Raw genomic sequence first — 14556 nt, 5'->3', positions numbered from 1 at the left:
TTTCTTTGGTCGACAGAGATTGTTCTGTCGACCTTTTTATGCGGCAAAATACATATCGTGTTTTTCTCTCGGCGTCAAAATGCCAAGGTTGCGTTGAACACGGTTATCGTTGTAGTAAGCAATGTAGAATTTTATTGTATGTACGAGGCTAAGTCTATCTGTAAAGCGTTTGCCGTAATAACATTCCCTTTTCAATATGCCCCAAAAACCTTCCATTGGCCCATTGTCAATGCAATGAGCAACACGAGACATACTATGAAGCATACCGTATTCTTCCAATTTTTTATGAAATATCCGATTTGTATACTGAAAACCACGGTCACTATGAAACAGTGGATGCGCATTTGGATTGTTTTTCACAGCTTCATCTAAAGTTTTGAATACCAACGAATTGTTATTGTGAGTTCCTAAGACAAAAGCAACTATTCTTCTATCATACAGATCTAGAATTGCACTTAGGTAAATCTTGCGTGCTTCCAATCCTTCATACCATTTAAACTCAGTAACATCGGTAAGCCATTTCTCATTTGGTTTATCCGCATGAAATTTGCGATCCAGCAGGTTATCGGCAATGTATTGAGGTTGTTTGGCATTTCTGGTACAGCTGTGGCGACTGTATTTAATTGTGGATTTTATATCCTTTATCCGGCAGATTCGAAGAATGCGCTTATCATTGACGTGAATATCATAATCATGTTTTAGGTCATCATTTATACGGCGATAGCCTTTATCAGGATGTTTGGAATGAATTTGCTCCACCTTTTCTGCAAGTCGTTCATTTTCCAGCATCCTGTTGCTTTTCTTACCGGACAACCATTTGTAGTATGACGATCTAGCTACATTAAGCAACATACATAAATCATCAATGGGATAGCCTTTTTCTTGATGGCAATCCCGTATAGCTTTGTACGCACGCAGTTGTCTTATTTGCCCAAGATTTCCCCCCTCTCCAGCTCTTTCAATTTTTTTAATAGGTCGCGCTCCATTTCAGCCATGTATAGCTGATGTTTCAGTTTTTCAATTTCAATATGGGCTTTTTCCAGCTCTGTACGTGGGACTTGGTCTTTTTTACGCCTGCCACGGCGATCTTCCAATCCGGATTCACCCAGTTTTATGTAACGTAATGTCCATGTTCTGACCTGATGGTAACTGACATTGTATTTCTTGGCTATCTCACCATAATTCTTACCTGAGGCCAGGGAGTCCTTGGCTATTTGAACTCGTTCTTCCTGCGTTGTGCTGCGCGCTTTACTCATGTAACTTCCGCCTCCTGAATGTTTTACAGAATTAACATCTCCATGAGTATTATACATCTTAATCCAGTTTCTTAGCTGACGCGTACAGCGAATATTATATTTGTAGCATATCTCACTTAAACTTCCCTCTCCATTTAAATAGCTGATAACAGCTTGAAGCTTTAATTCTACCGTGTAAACGCGATTTCGTTTATACGAAAAAAATGCAGATGCTCCCTCTAGCTTATATTTAGAGATCCACTCATAGATAGTATTTCGAGTTACTTGTAAAAATGCAGCTGCTTCACGTATTCCTATTCTGCCTGCTATGCATTCACAGGATATTCTTATTTTTTCTTCTGCTGTTACTTTTATTTTATGTGGCATAGAAAAACTCCCCTTAGGATGACAGTTTTATTTTTTTACTGTCTCTCATAAGGGGAGCATATCATATCAAAAGTCAGGGCATTCTTTTGTTCAAAAATATAACTAATGGCACAAAAAGAGCAGTCCATGAGTATATTTTTATGGTGTGCATTTAATAGAAGGAAATGGTGATTATGAAGGTATTTATTAATCCCGGCCATGCGCCAAATGGCAATCCGGATCCGGGGGCTGTAAACGATTTTTACAGAGTCCGTGAGTGCGATATTGCTCTATCCATCGGGGAAATGGTGAAGAATTATCTCATAAAGGCGGGCTGCGGGGTGAAGCTTCTCCAGAGCAACAACCTTGCAGGGGAATCCGCCGGGGAAAATATCGTGAAGTCCGCCAATGACTGGGGGGCTGATGTATTTGTAAGTATTCACTGCAACGCCTATGATAAATCCGTCCGCGGGGCGGAAACCCTCGTTTATGACAAGGTGGGGGGCGGCTATCCCCTTGGGAAATATATTCACGCCCAGCTTATTGACACCATGCAGGATATTGACGGCACTTTTCCCGATAGGGGCATAAAATCCCGCCCCGCCCTCTGCGTTCTTCGGCGGACCCAGATGCCCGCGGTGCTGGTGGAAACAGCCTTTATCGACAACGACATAGATGTACTTTTACTGATGAATTATCAGGAGGAAATTGCCGCAGCCATAGCCAGAGGCGTGACTGATTACGCCAGCAACACTTAATGAAATTGAGCCCATGGCGAAAATTGAATTTAGTGATGCTCGCTGGAAAGGAGGCGGTGGCCCATGCCGAACTTTCGTTGGGTAAATAAAAATGGAGGATAAAGAGCCTATGATTACTACAGCGAAAACAATTCAGATGCTTTTATATGACGGTGACTTAAACGGCGTTATGTATATTGAGGACACCTCATGGCAGATTGGGGCCATGTTTTCCTCCCCCCGCCAGTCCATTGATGATCTCATTGCCAAAGCGGACTGCAGGAAATACGGGGTTTATCTGCTCCTTTCTGAAGAACAGGTTTATGTGGGACAGACCAGAGACCTTGAGAAAAGAACCCGCCAGCACCTTACGGACAAGGGCTGGTGGAGCCACATTATCCTTATGACCACCAAGGATGACAGCTTCAATGCCTCGGATATTGATTATCTTGAATCCAAGCTCATTGAAAAGGCCAAGGAGGTTGGCACCGCCTACGTGGACAATCTTACAAAGGGCAATCCCCAGAAGGTAAGTGCCTTCCGTGAGGTGGAGCTGGGGAAATACCTGGAAGAAGCCCTGTTTCTTTTGAAGCTTATTGGGGTGGAAGTATTTGAGCATATACGGCGAAAGCGCAAGGCCCCGCCCCTTCCCGAAGGGAATATGTCCGTCAGCGATTTTGTGAAAACTGCCATGATAAACCTTCTGGCAGCGGGGTATGTGTTCAGTGATGAACAGCTAAAGCTCTACAGCTCCGTGGAAGGAAGCAAGGAATACACCCATAGGGCCCTGCCTATCCTCTATCTCTTAAAGGACGGGGAAACCCGCGAGGACGTAAAAAAGAAAATCCGCCAGCGGTACTGGAAGGAGGAATTTACATCTGGAAACCAGCGGTTCTTGCTGTTCTCCCAGTGGTTCAAGGAGGGCACCAACTACGGGGCACGGAAGGAGAATTTTATTAGGTGGTACAGTAATCTGTGATTTATGGTATATATTATATAGGAAGGAAGCTGGTCGTTGCCCGCTTCCTTTTCTTTTTGGCAAAAAGAAGGATTTTTCGGGGCGGCGTGGAATAAATAGAGATGTAAAATCTTTTTGGACACTTCACTCCAAAAGTTTCTTTTTGGTCCAGTATCCATGGGGGTTCACAGGGGGTACAGTTGCAACGACCTAATGCTGCTTGCGGCATTGAAACACCATCTTTCCCTTTGTTCTTTGAGAACAGCCATGTTGCAACGACCTAATGCTGCTTGCGGCATTGAAACATCATCATGATGTGGTACGTCCAGAACATCATAAAGTTGCAACGAAGAAAATGAGGCCAATCCAACGGCCTCATTATCCCTTGAGCATCACTAAACTCAGCCCTATGTTTTCGCGGGGCTTCGTTAAGTGTTGCTGGCACCAAATGCTGCTTGCGGCATTGAAACGGTTTTTGCTTTTCTTACCTCTACGACATTTAACGTTGCAACGACCTAATGCTGCTTGCGGCATTGAAACTTTTGTAAATAGTAGGCAGGATTGTCGGTAACTAGTTGTTGCAACGACCTAATGCTGCTTGCGGCATTGAAACAACATAATGCAAACTTGATGAATTGGCAAAATAAAGTTGCAACGACCTAATGCTGCTTGCGGCATTGAAACACGAACACCCCACTTATTAGTTTCGGTTATGCCGTTGCAACGACCTAATGCTGCTTGCGGCATTGAAACTTCGCCAGAAGATATACAGGCTTCACGATAGGTATGTTGCAACGACCTAATGCTGCTTGCGGCATTGAAACGGTATAAGTATTACAATGTACGCCAATCCACCCGTTGCAACGACCTAATGCTGCTTGCGGCATCGAAACCCTGGCTCAAGGACAATATACTCTTCTCCATCTGCGTTGCAACGACCTAATGCTGCTTGCGGCATTGAAACTACATCCTTTGCCTTTGCACTTACGCCCATATACAGTTGCAACGACGGGCGAAGGCCAAGATCACGGCCTTCGTCGAGTGAGCATCACTAAACTCAGCCCTATGTTTTGGTGGGGCTTCGTTAAGTGTTGCTGGCACCTAATGCTGCTTGCGGCATTGAAACTGAATATGGCGACCATGCTCTTTCTTAGATTCATAGTTGCAACGACGGGCGAAGGCCAAGATCACGGCCGCCCCCACCCTAATGCTGCTTGCGGCTTCCTGGGGGAACTAAAAAACCCCGGGCATTTCGCCCAGGGCTAAATTCAAAAATCATTCACTTGCTATATTTTCCTTTTCCTTCTACTATGTTCATTTAGTAGAATTATTCCTTCCCTCGCCGGTCTTTATGGCCGGCATCTTTTTTGTGGTTTCGTAAAAGGGATAGTTGCACAATGTAACTATTGGTGCTACAATAAACCCATACCGTTCCTTTTGCCGGGTCCACTCCGGCGAATACGAAAGCCAGTACTCCAACTGGCTTTTCTTAATGATAGGCGCACTGCTGGCCCCCACGCCAACAGTGATAAGGTCAGTCCAAGGACTGGCCTTTTTCATTTGGACAAAATAAAAGGAGCCGCCCTGTGGCAGCTCCATGTGCGTATCTTTGAGATTATTATGTTTTAGTTGAATGACCCTCCATTACATTATTTTTGTCTAAAGAATGGGGTGCACCTCATTTTTGGAGGGTCGTATTGGTCTGATGATATGCCCTTTTTCTAGGTCTTTGTCTGTGTCGCTATTATTTCGGGCGTTGCCAAGGTAAGAAAACTTTACCTACCCAACCGCTTGCGTTTTGTGTTTCATCTACATTAGCTGCCATAGAATTTGCAGTACCGTTTTCGCCTATATTTGCTGCCATAGAATTTGCATTACTGTCATGGAAGCCAGGACGGGGACGTTTCTTGCTCCCACCGGGATTGCATCGTCCACCAGATACCTTATCCATTTCCATATCATCCATCTTGTTCTTATTCATCTCATCCATTTTATTTTCCTCCTTACGAGCTGATGATTACCCTCTGTCTATGATTATGATTGTCTTCACATGCTCCGTGTACGAACCATATTACTTCAAGAACCAGAACATAGTGTTAAACATAGCGTCAAAATAAGCCTTAGTTAATCCTTTCAATGTCTTTGCAACCGGTTTAACGACTTGTTTGGTACCTCCTTTGAGAATATCAAATAAACCTCCACCAACTACCATGTCCAGTTCCATATCGTCCATCTTATTCATGAATTTCTTTTCCATTTTGTTTTCCTCCTCACATCTTAGCGTGTTGTTATCTTGCTTTCTGTTCTTTATATCCCCGGAGGTTGAAAAGTGTTATAAAATTTTTTGGCAATACTTATCCACAATGATAAAAAATATTCCCCGGAGCCAATGGAAACTCCCAAACCAGATAAACGGCTGGCCAGAATTATCAAGGAATATCCAAGCCTTGATGAAAAGACAAAAGATATGATTGATGCTATAATCAGGATAAGCAAGAAATGATACTGAATGTGATAGCTGCGCCCTGCTTTTGCAGGGCTTTTCTTTTGCCCAAAACTAAAGGGCCATTCTCTGATCTGAGAACAGCCCTGTGATTATTATTTGGTAGCAAAGTTCGCCTCATTCCGAATCGCCCTCTCTGGGATATTTTGCCCGTATCCTCTTCATCACTTCCAAATGGGTAAGAGGTTTGCCTGTCTTGATATCCCAGTACTTATTTTTATCATCACCATGTTCGAACTTTATACGAACATTAAATTCATCCTTTAATATAGAGGTTATTTGGGTATAGTTCTTCGTAGTGTGGCCAAATTCAGGTAATCTTAATGCTTGTCGTAAAATTTGATTTTCTACATAAGCACCGCCGGATACAGCTTCCAGGTCTTCAATGTTCAGCTTTTTATCAATTATATCTTTGTTTTGCAATTTCTCTGTTCTCATTTTTTTCCTCCTTTATGCGTCAAGCCCTACTTCTCTTTGCAGCCAGTACATTACATCTTCTTCTGAAATCGGAACCGGTTGTCCTCCTGCAATTTTACCGTATCTTTGATAAAACGTTACCTCTCTGGACCACCAACCAACCTCATACTCTACATTGAATTTATCCTTTAAATACATCTTAAGTGCATCACTCCCATACTTCTTTCTATAAACGTTCTTAAACTCATCGCTGTAATCTGCAACGTTCCAAAAATGGACGTCTTTATACTTCGATCCGCCTGTCACTGCCTCCAGCTCATCCAATTCCAAGGTTTTGTCAAAGACTGACTCTTCCAGCTTTTTTTTCTTGATATCATCCATTTTCTTTTCCTCCTTTTGTTTGTCCTTCCAGCTTTTTTTATTTTCTTTCTTGTACTTTATATCCATAAAATAGTAATAGTGTTATTATTTTTCTAAAATTTTTTCAAACGTTCCCGGGCCTGCTTTAAGGCTACACGCACGGAGCTGGGAGCCATACCCAGAGCTTCGCCGATTTCCCAATACTTCATTTTTAGTTAACAAATTATACCATAATGCAGATAGTGCATACAATTCAGTTTTATGGGCGGGGCGTATGCCGTGGGGCGGCTGCGCCTTTTTTAATGTCTGTGTGCAGTTGCGGCCACGGCTGGTGGGTGGGGTATAAATTATCCGATAATTGACATAACATATTTAATACTATAATTCGGACTGCCTTGGGGAGAAGGTGTTTCAGACGCTGGAGTGTGGCTGGCCGCACGTATGGGAGGACAGTCACCGCAGGCGGCTCACTTCAATCAAGGCATCCTAGTTTTTAAGAGTGTGGGTGGTCACCTTCGTCCCCCTTACACACGAACAAGGAAAAAGCCAATCAGACAAAAAATTATTCCTATCCCCTGTTTTATTGTAAGGCTCTCATTATATAGGCCAACCCCCAGTGCAATAAGAATTAACGCAGCTGAAACATTGACCATAAGGGGCGCAAGGCTGATTTCCCATCCGGCCCTGTAAAGCAATAAATATCCCACTTCAATTCCAACCAACACCACGCCCCAGGCAAAACTTACCCAGTTCAGATCCTGAATGTCATTTCTGATGCCCCCGCCAGTGAAATAATATCCTATTACGCAAAGGACAAAGCTTACGAAATATGTAACCCCCAGTCCCAGCATTGGACTAAGTGAAACAGGGGTCCATTTAGCTATATTGTGATACAAAACATTTGATAATACCGTTAGGGCAAAGGGCCCCCAAAATGCCAACCCACTCATTTAACCAGCTCCTTTACCATGTGAATATGTGGGCAATGCTCATCCAAGTATTCTTCACCTTCAGCAACAAACCCCAGTGTTTCATAAAATCCCTTGGCCTGAACCTGTGAAGATAAAGAAAGTCGCTTTACTCCAGTGGAGCGCATATAATCCATGGCCTTTTCCATAATCCTTTGTCCCATAGCTTTTCCACGATATTGTTTCCGTACAGCCAGCCGCCCTAGTATATATTCCCCTTCATTATCCCCGGAGAAGAAGCGGCAGCAGCCAACAGGAATATTATTGTCATACATAACCAGATGAAAAGCCTTGCCGTCTGTTTCATCAAACTCATTTTTAAAGCCCTGCTCAGACATAAAGACTTCTTCCCTGATTAATTTTTCATCGGCCAGTAATTCCCCACTAATCTTAAATTCCATAAAAATACCTCCAAGTAAAACATAAAGCGCTATTATCCACTCCACTGTTGCTGTCGCAACAACCCTACAGAACGGATAATAACGCTTCTTCACACAATCCCCGGGGAGATTGATAAGCTCAATATAGATTTGTGTGCCATTATATAACAGTTTATCTGCAAATGCAAGAAATCACTAATAGTTTTCTATGTTGTCCCCTTACATACGAAAAGCCCCAGCTTTCGCCGGGGCCTGCATTGAAGTTGATTATTTCTTAAAAAAGTCCATTACTGTTTCAAACAATATTTCACCAACACTATCAGGAATAATGGATTTATATTCATGAGAATATGGTTCAGGGTGTCCTGCATAACCTTCACTTCTTCCATCTGCATCATAAACATACGTTTCAAAGATAGTGCTTTCTGGATTATTGTTGTTTACTCTAAACGCCATGTGATGCAAACTGTATGTTTTATCAAGATTAGTAAACTTATACCAACATACAGCATTAGTTCCGGCCAATGTATAGTTTACCTTTTTGACAGATGTAGTATCTATTTCAATAGTAACTTCATCTGTTGAAGTAACCCATACCCAATTAGCCGCCTGACAATCAGAATAATTAATGCTAACTACACCAAACATAAAAATCGCAATAATCAGTCTAATAAAACTAAAACCACAATTCTTTTTCATTCTGATCAGCCTCCCTAGTATTATATCGCTTATTCCCTTATTTTCATCAGCAATTCATCAATACTGTTTCCGCTGAAGAACACCATTTTCTTCTTCAGCTTTCTGGTACGCTCAATTATTTTGTACCACTGGGCATGGGCCATTATTCTCTTATCTCCCATAAATTTCCATAAATTTTTCTTCTATTGAATCCACCATTTTTCCAAGTAATTCAAAAACATGCTCTATATAGTCAGGATTTACCGTAATATAACTCCCCTTCAAAATGCCATACGGATCATTTTTTAAATAATTTAATAGATATTTTTGTGGTTCTTCAAGGCTATGTGCGTAATAATTTCTTACCAGACGTACTTCATTAAATTCCCTATATAATGCTTTTGGAATAAAGACATTTTGTTTATTCAAATAGTTAATATATTTTGCTGCAGTAAAATCATTATAAGGATATTTCAATATATCTTTATTATTTCCTGCATGCTTTACTACATACTCTACTACATCGCGCAAAAAGCCCTCGAAAACAGAATACACCATCAGCAAAGTGGATTGACAAAACACATTTTTATACCACTATTATTCTTTTATTACATTCTGTACAAGCAGACAAATCAAAATAATTACGCACCCCAACATACCATTAAACGAAAGTACTTCTCCCAGAAGAATAAACGAAAACAAAGCCGTAATTACCGGACAGGAGCATTGCAGAAGTGCTATCGTTCTGGCAGAAATCACACCCAGTGCGGCATTTTGCAACAGATAGCCGCCAATTGTGCAGGCTATTCCTATATATACAAGAATTGCCAGTGAGAGTCCGTCAACTGTGCTGAAATCTATTTTGCCGTCTATCAAGAATGTGGCAAAAAGGGTTATTATTCCCGTAACCACTGTTTGCACCGTGGTCAATCCCAGAGGGGTTGTGCTTTCCAGGGCATTTTTGCCAAACACCAGGGAAGCGGCCAAAGTAAGGGCTGAAATCATGGCCAGAATTTCTCCGGCTCCTACTCCTGAAATGCCGTTATCTGCTACTCCACACAATAAATACAGCCCTACCAGCATTAACAGCAAAACTGGGATTTGTTTCCAGCTGCATGAAATTCCATAACATAAAAAAGCCAGCACAGGCGTAAAAACAATGGCCAGGGAGCGCAAAAAGGCCACAGTGGTAGCTTCTGTCAGACTTATGGCAACATTTCCCACCACATAAGCTATACCAATGGATATACTGGGAAGTATCAAGGGTTTTATTTTGCTTCCCTTCAAATCTCGGATTATCCGTTCTCCGGCAAACAAAAACAATACTGCTATTGCAATGCCATAGCGTATTACCAGTGCCGAATAAACTGGAACAATCTCGAAGGCATATTTTGAAATAGGGTCGCCAAAGCCATAAATCACACTTTGAAGAATAATAAATAATATTGCACGAACAGGCGTCATTATAAATCCTCGTCAATTTTTACAAGCAATTCATCAATACTGTTTCCGCTGAAGAACACCACTTTTTTCTTCAGCTTCCTGGCACGCTCAATTACCTTGTACCACTGGGCGTGGGCCATGTAGTCGGTTTTCATTACCACCGCATCGGCCTTGTCCATGATTTTGGCATCGAAGCCATAATTATCCGCATCCACAACAGTGAAGCCGGGCACCGCATTTTTAAGGTCGTTCTGCCAGTTTGGATGGCCACCAAAGACAACGGCTTTTGTATTTTTGGCCAGCTCCAGCTTTTTGGCCCTTGTGGCCTCGTCTGCATCTGCAGCTATAAATGCTAATCTAAATGTGAGCCACTTTGGTGTAATTACTCTAATTATAGTATATATGCAGAGTATGAAAAAGCCCTGACACAATTGGCCGCCTAAAATGACAATGGCCCCAGCTTGTGCCGGGGCCGTGGTTGTGATTAACTTAGATGATTTTAAAAGCAATCACTTTTCATATTTTTTTCTTACTTCATTGTAATATTCATCGGTTCCAAAATTAGGTTGTACTGTTTTACGGATATTATCTAATTTACCTCTATACTCATTCATTTTATTTAAGGCATCATTTCCTTGATTTAATTCTTCTTCAGAAAGTTGACCTTGCTCAAGTTCTTTTAAATAAAGATATGATACTGTCCTCATACTCTCTTCCCATTTTTTAGCTAAATCCACATATTCTTTAGCACCAGGTGGAATATTTATTTGGTCTATAATCTGGTCACCTTTGTCACGCAATTCAACAAATTTCTTAATTTTTTCTGCTGTATCAATCGCAATTTCTTTTATAAAGTAAATAATTTTAATAATAACATATTAATGTTAACTAAAGTCATCCAAAATAATCATTTACCTTTAATTTTCATCAAAAACAGCAAAAGTCGCTGTTTCTATATGGCAGGCCACTAATCAGATATATAAAAAAATGCCCTTGAAATAGAACAAAAATTCTGTTATTCTATACATACAAAAACAGAACTCACATTCTGTAGAAAGGAGTTTTCATCATGGTTCTCTACCGCCCCCGGGCCAAGGATTACGCCCATGCCATGCGCAACTTAAAGATATTCGACAATCCCCATGATATGTCCAAATATCTGATACATTACCACAACCTTTACAATCTTACAGATGATCCTATCGGGGCAGGGCTGATTACTCCCAGCAAGGAGGAAAAGGCCGACCACAGAAACGGCTGGCTCCATTCCCATTATGTTATGCTGGGGAATGTCCCTCTGGGCATATTTGATGTGGAGACTCTGCGCTGCGTGAAAAAGCCAAAGCTTGAAATTGAGGAAGATGGCAGCGGCGGCCTAAAATGCCAGTTTGAAATTCTTGACGAAGGATATATCTTCTTTCTTGGGGCCGACCAGTGGTATGGCCACACCACCATGCTGGGATATAAGCGCTCCAACATGTCCACCCCTTATGCCAGGGTGGATGATATTGCCGTAAATCCTGATGCCTTTACCCAGGCCCTGGAACATTTTATTGCAGATCGGGCCATCAAAATTGTCCAGGGGCGGATGAAGCAGCAGGAACTAAATGAACAGAAACGGAAACGGGCATAACAAAAGGCGTGCAGTAGCACGCCTTTGTTTATTTAGGTTATACTCTCGCCTCTCATTTATGATACTAAAGCTGCCTGTCTAAATTCCTCAATACTTACCCCAGCCGCGAGTGCAGCGACTTCTTCAGTTATGGCTCCTTTTCTAAACAGATCTATAGCAACTTCAAGTTTGCCTTCCTTTTTGCTCATCTTTTTCTCTTTCTCTATTTCCAAAGCCAAAGTCATATACTCTCGCCTCCATTACAGAAGCGCATTTTTCTTGCCAATTTCCTTAATCTGGTCGACGGAGTAATTGGTAATTCGAGATATAACATCCACAGAAATATTTTCTTTTAACATACCAATGATATCATTCATCCGTATTTCTTCGGCAGCTCTCTTTTTCTCTTTCTCTATTTCCAAAGCCAAAGTCATATACTCTCGCCTCCATTCTTCGCGGTTTTTGGCAACAACAACCTCGCTGTCAAGTTCCCTGGTAAAATCATCAGCCGGTGCGTGGCCATCCATATAATCGAGGAAAATCTTCAGCGGTCCGGCAATATCATCAGCCTCGCCCTTGGTGCTGAGGAACATTTTTGTGGTGCCGTCATCAAGCTCGATACCATGATTTTCCATGCACAAATTCCTGAAGGTGTACTTGTGGAGCTTGCCACTAAATACCTCAAAGGTGCAGATGAAAATAATAAATGTATTATTCAGATTTTCGTAATCCTGCCCCTTTTCCAAAAGGTCAATATCTATCAGGGCCTGGTAATATCTGGTGCGCTTTACCAGCTCCTCCATGTCCTTGCTGGTCTGCATCTCGATATTGTAAATGGTCCCCTTGTCGTCATTGACATACACATCCATGCGGATGCTCTTGCTGTCAAGACGGACATCAATGGTCTTTTCTTCCTCAGGATAGGAAATATCCCTGATATCGATATTCAGCAGCCGCTCAAGGGTCTGCTTGCAAATACGCTTGTTGCGCATTATTTTCTGGAAAATAAAATTGTCCTGTATGGTCAGTTCATCATAAGATTTGGCCATCACTGCACCTCTCATTTCTTGCTTAAATTATATCATAAAATAACACGAAATAAATAATAAAACCAACGCTTAATCCAGCAGCCCCTTTGCCTTTGCAAGGCTCAAATACTTGCTATAATCAAAAGCTGTGTCCAGTATCAAAATATCTGTGGTTACCATAAAATAATTTGCCAGACGGCACAGCTCATCAAATTACGGTTCCTTCGCACCAGTCTCCCATGAAAGATAAGCCGCCTCGCTTACCCCCAAATCTGATGCGATCTCCTTTACCTTAACATTTTTAATACTTCTGAATCTATGAAGATTCTCACTGAAATTCATTGCTTAAACCCCTTTATCACTTGCTAACCTTGTTCTCTCCTGAAAAAGCAATATTCTAAGTGTGGTCAAGAAATGAAATTGCCTTAATGTTTCCTTTCATACCCTTCACCCCCTATGGTCTAAAAGACCTATGCAGTAACAGGCACTATTATAACAGTTTAAAATATTTTGTCTACCCCCTTAAGTTTGTGGATGATATAGCTCATTGTATCTAAATAGATAAATTTTACATAAGTTATGCTAAATATTACCAAAATATCCCAAAAAATTTATCAAAATTTTACCAAATATCCCAGTTTTTAGAACAAAATTTACGAAAATGTTCTTAAAAAAATATTTTATATAAAATGATTTTTTTGTAATACCTCCCCACCCAGTCCGTATGTAAGGACAGAAAACAACAAGGGCAAGGCCCATACAGAAGGGAGAAATTATTATGAACAAGAAATTTGAACTCAACGAAATGGAACTGAATCAGGTAGCCGGTGGCCGTCCACGGATTCGCATTCATGGCCCACGTCGTAAGCCTTTCCAGATCATCCGCGATATTATTGATATAGTAAAGGATATCACGAGTCCTAAGAAGGATACTCCACAGCAGGATCCACAGGGACCAAAGAAGGCTGCATAAAAAATAAGATATAAATATATCCCCTGGCTAATATAAACGCCAGGGGATTTCTATATTCAAAAATATAACTAATGGCACAACAAAAGAGCAGTCCATAATGAACTGCTCTCGTAGACTAAGGCTCGTTATTCACTTCCGCCTCCAATTGGGCCATTGGAACCACCCAGAAGGAAGCAATAGGCCGTGTTCCCTTTTCTCGTAGTCTTACCCATTCCTACACCAAGAAAAGCACAGTACGCGCCTCCTCCGGACCTACCACCACCATCACCAAACTTAGGCCTTTTCTTTCTCCCACCAGCTACCTGATCAAGCTCATCCTCGGAAAGATTCATTTCCTTCATCTGCTCCTGCTCGTATTCCTTTAATTCCTCAAGGGTAAATGGCAGACCGACTTCCTTTGCCAGTGGAATAACAATAGCATCAACTGCCTTTTCACGCATAGCAGCATCATCTGCAGAAGTCCCGTTCTTCTCAGCAAAATCCTTGTCCAGAGCATTGAGCTTTTCAGCCAAAGCTGCGTCCTGGGCCAACTTGTCATAAAACTTTCCTACATTTTCCTTTGCCATAATGTATTCCTTGTATGATGTTTTTAGAAGCTAAAACACATACTTTCCTTTCTTTTTAATATCGTGGTTCAATACATTCAGATACTGTGGACTTTTGATTGTTTTCCTGTAGCTTTGACTACTCTAAGGAGTGTATTGCCACTACCTTTATCTGAATTGTTTATAGCTGGATGTTGCCGGAGCTGTCCGAGTACTTATTTCCATCAAGTCTACGATGATAATCGCTGGTGGATATCACGGTATCAGACTTTAGAAAGGGAGGTTCAACCTCATGATTTATGTAGGCATTGATATTGCCAAACTCAACCATTTCGCCTCAGCCATCTCGTCTG

24 protein-coding genes and 1 CRISPR repeat array are annotated in these 14556 nt (G+C 41.5%); of the genes, 5 read left to right on the top strand and 19 right to left on the bottom strand.

Annotation, left to right across the window (positions count from 1 at the left end):
• Nucleotides 1-36: 36 nt before the first annotated feature.
• Both T525_RS16565 and T525_RS16560 read right to left on the bottom strand, forming a co-directional pair.
• Entirely contained in the window at nt 37-918 is an 882-nt protein-coding gene (locus T525_RS16565; protein ID WP_255346648.1) for an IS3 family transposase, read from the bottom strand.
• Between the two features lie 5 nt (nt 919-923).
• Nucleotides 924-1622 (bottom strand): helix-turn-helix domain-containing protein, encoded by a 699-nt coding sequence (locus tag T525_RS16560; protein ID WP_027407201.1) that lies wholly within the window; start codon nt 1620-1622, stop codon nt 924-926.
• 173 nt (nt 1623-1795) lie between these two features.
• Between T525_RS16560 and T525_RS0110730 the strand changes: the two genes are divergently transcribed.
• Nucleotides 1796-2359: an N-acetylmuramoyl-L-alanine amidase gene (locus T525_RS0110730; RefSeq protein WP_027407200.1), complete on the top strand. Its 564-nt coding sequence runs from the start codon at nt 1796-1798 to the stop codon at nt 2357-2359.
• Nucleotides 2360-2468: 109 nt separating this feature from the next.
• The gene (locus T525_RS15040; RefSeq protein ID WP_051533558.1) at nt 2469-3317 is read left to right on the top strand and encodes a GIY-YIG nuclease family protein; all 849 of its coding nucleotides are present in this window, start codon (nt 2469-2471) and stop codon (nt 3315-3317) included.
• A gap of 413 nt (nt 3318-3730) precedes the next feature.
• Nucleotides 3731-4331: direct repeats of the CRISPR family, unit length 36 nt; unit sequence GTTGCAACGACCTAATGCTGCTTGCGGCATTGAAAC.
• A gap of 279 nt (nt 4332-4610) precedes the next feature.
• Here T525_RS15040 and T525_RS0110710 read toward each other — a convergent pair.
• From T525_RS0110710 to T525_RS0110700, 3 genes are all read right to left on the bottom strand, one after another.
• A complete protein-coding gene (locus T525_RS0110710) occupies nt 4611-4895 on the bottom strand; it encodes a hypothetical protein (protein ID WP_027407199.1) in 285 nt (94 codons plus the stop codon).
• A 145-nt stretch (nt 4896-5040) separates the two neighbouring features.
• On the bottom strand, nt 5041-5286 hold the full coding sequence (locus T525_RS0110705; protein WP_027407198.1) for a hypothetical protein: 246 nt from the start codon (nt 5284-5286) through the stop codon (nt 5041-5043).
• An 81-nt stretch (nt 5287-5367) separates the two neighbouring features.
• Nucleotides 5368-5553, bottom strand: coding sequence for a hypothetical protein (locus T525_RS0110700; protein ID WP_027407197.1), 186 nt, complete (start codon nt 5551-5553; stop codon nt 5368-5370).
• Nucleotides 5554-5640: 87 nt separating this feature from the next.
• Here T525_RS0110700 and T525_RS16395 point away from each other — a divergent pair, with 87 nt between their 5' ends.
• Entirely contained in the window at nt 5641-5799 is a 159-nt protein-coding gene (locus T525_RS16395; protein WP_156945755.1) for a hypothetical protein, read from the top strand.
• Between the two features lie 117 nt (nt 5800-5916).
• On the opposite strand, the gene T525_RS0110690 is transcribed toward T525_RS16395, so the two are convergent.
• The 10 genes from T525_RS0110690 to T525_RS0110645 form a co-directional block, all read right to left on the bottom strand.
• Nucleotides 5917-6237 (bottom strand): hypothetical protein, encoded by a 321-nt coding sequence (locus T525_RS0110690; protein WP_027407196.1) that lies wholly within the window; start codon nt 6235-6237, stop codon nt 5917-5919.
• A 12-nt stretch (nt 6238-6249) separates the two neighbouring features.
• Nucleotides 6250-6597, bottom strand: coding sequence for a hypothetical protein (locus tag T525_RS0110685; RefSeq protein WP_027407195.1), 348 nt, complete (start codon nt 6595-6597; stop codon nt 6250-6252).
• Nucleotides 6598-7100: 503 nt separating this feature from the next.
• Complete coding sequence (locus T525_RS0110680; protein WP_027407194.1) at nt 7101-7526, bottom strand: hypothetical protein; 426 nt, start codon at nt 7524-7526, stop codon at nt 7101-7103.
• Nucleotides 7523-7945: a GNAT family N-acetyltransferase gene (locus T525_RS0110675; RefSeq protein WP_027407193.1), complete on the bottom strand. Its 423-nt coding sequence runs from the start codon at nt 7943-7945 to the stop codon at nt 7523-7525. Before T525_RS0110675 ends, T525_RS0110680 begins: the two co-directional genes overlap by 4 nt.
• Before the next feature lie 246 nt (nt 7946-8191).
• The gene (locus T525_RS0110670) at nt 8192-8623 is read right to left on the bottom strand and encodes a hypothetical protein (protein ID WP_027407192.1); all 432 of its coding nucleotides are present in this window, start codon (nt 8621-8623) and stop codon (nt 8192-8194) included.
• Between the two features lie 29 nt (nt 8624-8652).
• Nucleotides 8653-8784: a hypothetical protein gene (locus tag T525_RS16725; RefSeq protein ID WP_255346647.1), complete on the bottom strand. Its 132-nt coding sequence runs from the start codon at nt 8782-8784 to the stop codon at nt 8653-8655.
• Nucleotides 8774-9133: a hypothetical protein gene (locus tag T525_RS0110660; RefSeq protein ID WP_156945749.1), complete on the bottom strand. Its 360-nt coding sequence runs from the start codon at nt 9131-9133 to the stop codon at nt 8774-8776. The genes T525_RS16725 and T525_RS0110660 overlap by 11 nt, the downstream gene beginning before the upstream one ends.
• Nucleotides 9134-9199: 66 nt before the next feature.
• Nucleotides 9200-10066, bottom strand: a complete 867-nt coding sequence (locus T525_RS0110655; RefSeq protein WP_027407190.1) for a DMT family transporter — start codon at nt 10064-10066, stop codon at nt 9200-9202.
• The gene (locus tag T525_RS0110650; protein ID WP_027407189.1) at nt 10066-10476 is read right to left on the bottom strand and encodes a hypothetical protein; all 411 of its coding nucleotides are present in this window, start codon (nt 10474-10476) and stop codon (nt 10066-10068) included. Before T525_RS0110650 ends, T525_RS0110655 begins: the two co-directional genes overlap by 1 nt.
• A 78-nt stretch (nt 10477-10554) precedes the next feature.
• Complete coding sequence (locus tag T525_RS0110645) at nt 10555-10845, bottom strand: hypothetical protein (RefSeq protein ID WP_027407188.1); 291 nt, start codon at nt 10843-10845, stop codon at nt 10555-10557.
• A gap of 269 nt (nt 10846-11114) precedes the next feature.
• Between T525_RS0110645 and T525_RS0110640 the strand changes: the two genes are divergently transcribed.
• Nucleotides 11115-11678, top strand: coding sequence for a hypothetical protein (locus T525_RS0110640; RefSeq protein WP_027407187.1), 564 nt, complete (start codon nt 11115-11117; stop codon nt 11676-11678).
• Between the two features lie 56 nt (nt 11679-11734).
• On the opposite strand, the gene T525_RS16390 is transcribed toward T525_RS0110640, so the two are convergent.
• From T525_RS16390 to T525_RS16720, 3 genes are all read right to left on the bottom strand, one after another.
• Complete coding sequence (locus T525_RS16390) at nt 11735-11902, bottom strand: hypothetical protein (protein WP_156945743.1); 168 nt, start codon at nt 11900-11902, stop codon at nt 11735-11737.
• A 15-nt stretch (nt 11903-11917) separates the two neighbouring features.
• Nucleotides 11918-12706: an Rpn family recombination-promoting nuclease/putative transposase gene (locus tag T525_RS15030; protein WP_037325628.1), complete on the bottom strand. Its 789-nt coding sequence runs from the start codon at nt 12704-12706 to the stop codon at nt 11918-11920.
• Nucleotides 12707-12898: 192 nt separating this feature from the next.
• Nucleotides 12899-13027: an XRE family transcriptional regulator gene (locus tag T525_RS16720; protein WP_156945740.1), complete on the bottom strand. Its 129-nt coding sequence runs from the start codon at nt 13025-13027 to the stop codon at nt 12899-12901.
• 436 nt (nt 13028-13463) lie between these two features.
• Here T525_RS16720 and T525_RS0110620 point away from each other — a divergent pair, with 436 nt between their 5' ends.
• Entirely contained in the window at nt 13464-13658 is a 195-nt protein-coding gene (locus tag T525_RS0110620; RefSeq protein ID WP_027407186.1) for a hypothetical protein, read from the top strand.
• Nucleotides 13659-13783: 125 nt separating this feature from the next.
• Here T525_RS0110620 and T525_RS0110615 read toward each other — a convergent pair whose 3' ends face one another.
• A complete protein-coding gene (locus T525_RS0110615; protein WP_027407185.1) occupies nt 13784-14224 on the bottom strand; it encodes a Nif11 family protein in 441 nt (146 codons plus the stop codon).
• Between the last annotated feature and the right edge of the window lie 332 nt (nt 14225-14556).

The sequence above is a fragment of the Anaerovibrio sp. RM50 genome (assembly GCF_000622005.1).
In the GTDB taxonomy this organism is placed as follows: domain Bacteria; phylum Bacillota; class Negativicutes; order Selenomonadales; family Selenomonadaceae; genus Anaerovibrio.
Note: the sequence above shows the minus strand (reverse complement) of the source record. Positions and strands in the feature narration are given on the sequence as shown.

Bases quoted from the DNA above. Each gene is read 5' to 3' on its own strand.
- T525_RS16560 (WP_027407201.1), bottom strand. From the start codon at position 1,622: ATGCCACATAAAATAAAAGTAACAGCAGAAGAAAAAATAAGAATATCC.
- T525_RS0110730 (WP_027407200.1), top strand. From the start codon at position 1,796: ATGAAGGTATTTATTAATCCCGGCCATGCGCCAAATGGCAATCCGGAT.
- T525_RS15040 (WP_051533558.1), top strand. From the start codon at position 2,469: ATGATTACTACAGCGAAAACAATTCAGATGCTTTTATATGACGGTGAC.
- T525_RS0110710 (WP_027407199.1), bottom strand. From the start codon at position 4,895: ATGGAGCTGCCACAGGGCGGCTCCTTTTATTTTGTCCAAATGAAAAAG.
- T525_RS0110705 (WP_027407198.1), bottom strand. From the start codon at position 5,286: ATGGATGAGATGAATAAGAACAAGATGGATGATATGGAAATGGATAAG.
- T525_RS0110700 (WP_027407197.1), bottom strand. From the start codon at position 5,553: ATGGAAAAGAAATTCATGAATAAGATGGACGATATGGAACTGGACATG.
- T525_RS0110690 (WP_027407196.1), bottom strand. From the start codon at position 6,237: ATGAGAACAGAGAAATTGCAAAACAAAGATATAATTGATAAAAAGCTG.
- T525_RS0110685 (WP_027407195.1), bottom strand. From the start codon at position 6,597: ATGGATGATATCAAGAAAAAAAAGCTGGAAGAGTCAGTCTTTGACAAA.
- T525_RS0110680 (WP_027407194.1), bottom strand. From the start codon at position 7,526: ATGAGTGGGTTGGCATTTTGGGGGCCCTTTGCCCTAACGGTATTATCA.
- T525_RS0110675 (WP_027407193.1), bottom strand. From the start codon at position 7,945: ATGGAATTTAAGATTAGTGGGGAATTACTGGCCGATGAAAAATTAATC.
- T525_RS0110670 (WP_027407192.1), bottom strand. From the start codon at position 8,623: ATGAAAAAGAATTGTGGTTTTAGTTTTATTAGACTGATTATTGCGATT.
- T525_RS16725 (WP_255346647.1), bottom strand. From the start codon at position 8,784: ATGGGAGATAAGAGAATAATGGCCCATGCCCAGTGGTACAAAATAATT.
- T525_RS0110655 (WP_027407190.1), bottom strand. From the start codon at position 10,066: ATGACGCCTGTTCGTGCAATATTATTTATTATTCTTCAAAGTGTGATT.
- T525_RS0110640 (WP_027407187.1), top strand. From the start codon at position 11,115: ATGGTTCTCTACCGCCCCCGGGCCAAGGATTACGCCCATGCCATGCGC.
- T525_RS16390 (WP_156945743.1), bottom strand. From the start codon at position 11,902: ATGACTTTGGCTTTGGAAATAGAGAAAGAGAAAAAGATGAGCAAAAAG.
- T525_RS15030 (WP_037325628.1), bottom strand. From the start codon at position 12,706: ATGGCCAAATCTTATGATGAACTGACCATACAGGACAATTTTATTTTC.
- T525_RS16720 (WP_156945740.1), bottom strand. From the start codon at position 13,027: ATGAATTTCAGTGAGAATCTTCATAGATTCAGAAGTATTAAAAATGTT.
- T525_RS0110620 (WP_027407186.1), top strand. From the start codon at position 13,464: ATGAACAAGAAATTTGAACTCAACGAAATGGAACTGAATCAGGTAGCC.
- T525_RS0110615 (WP_027407185.1), bottom strand. From the start codon at position 14,224: ATGGCAAAGGAAAATGTAGGAAAGTTTTATGACAAGTTGGCCCAGGAC.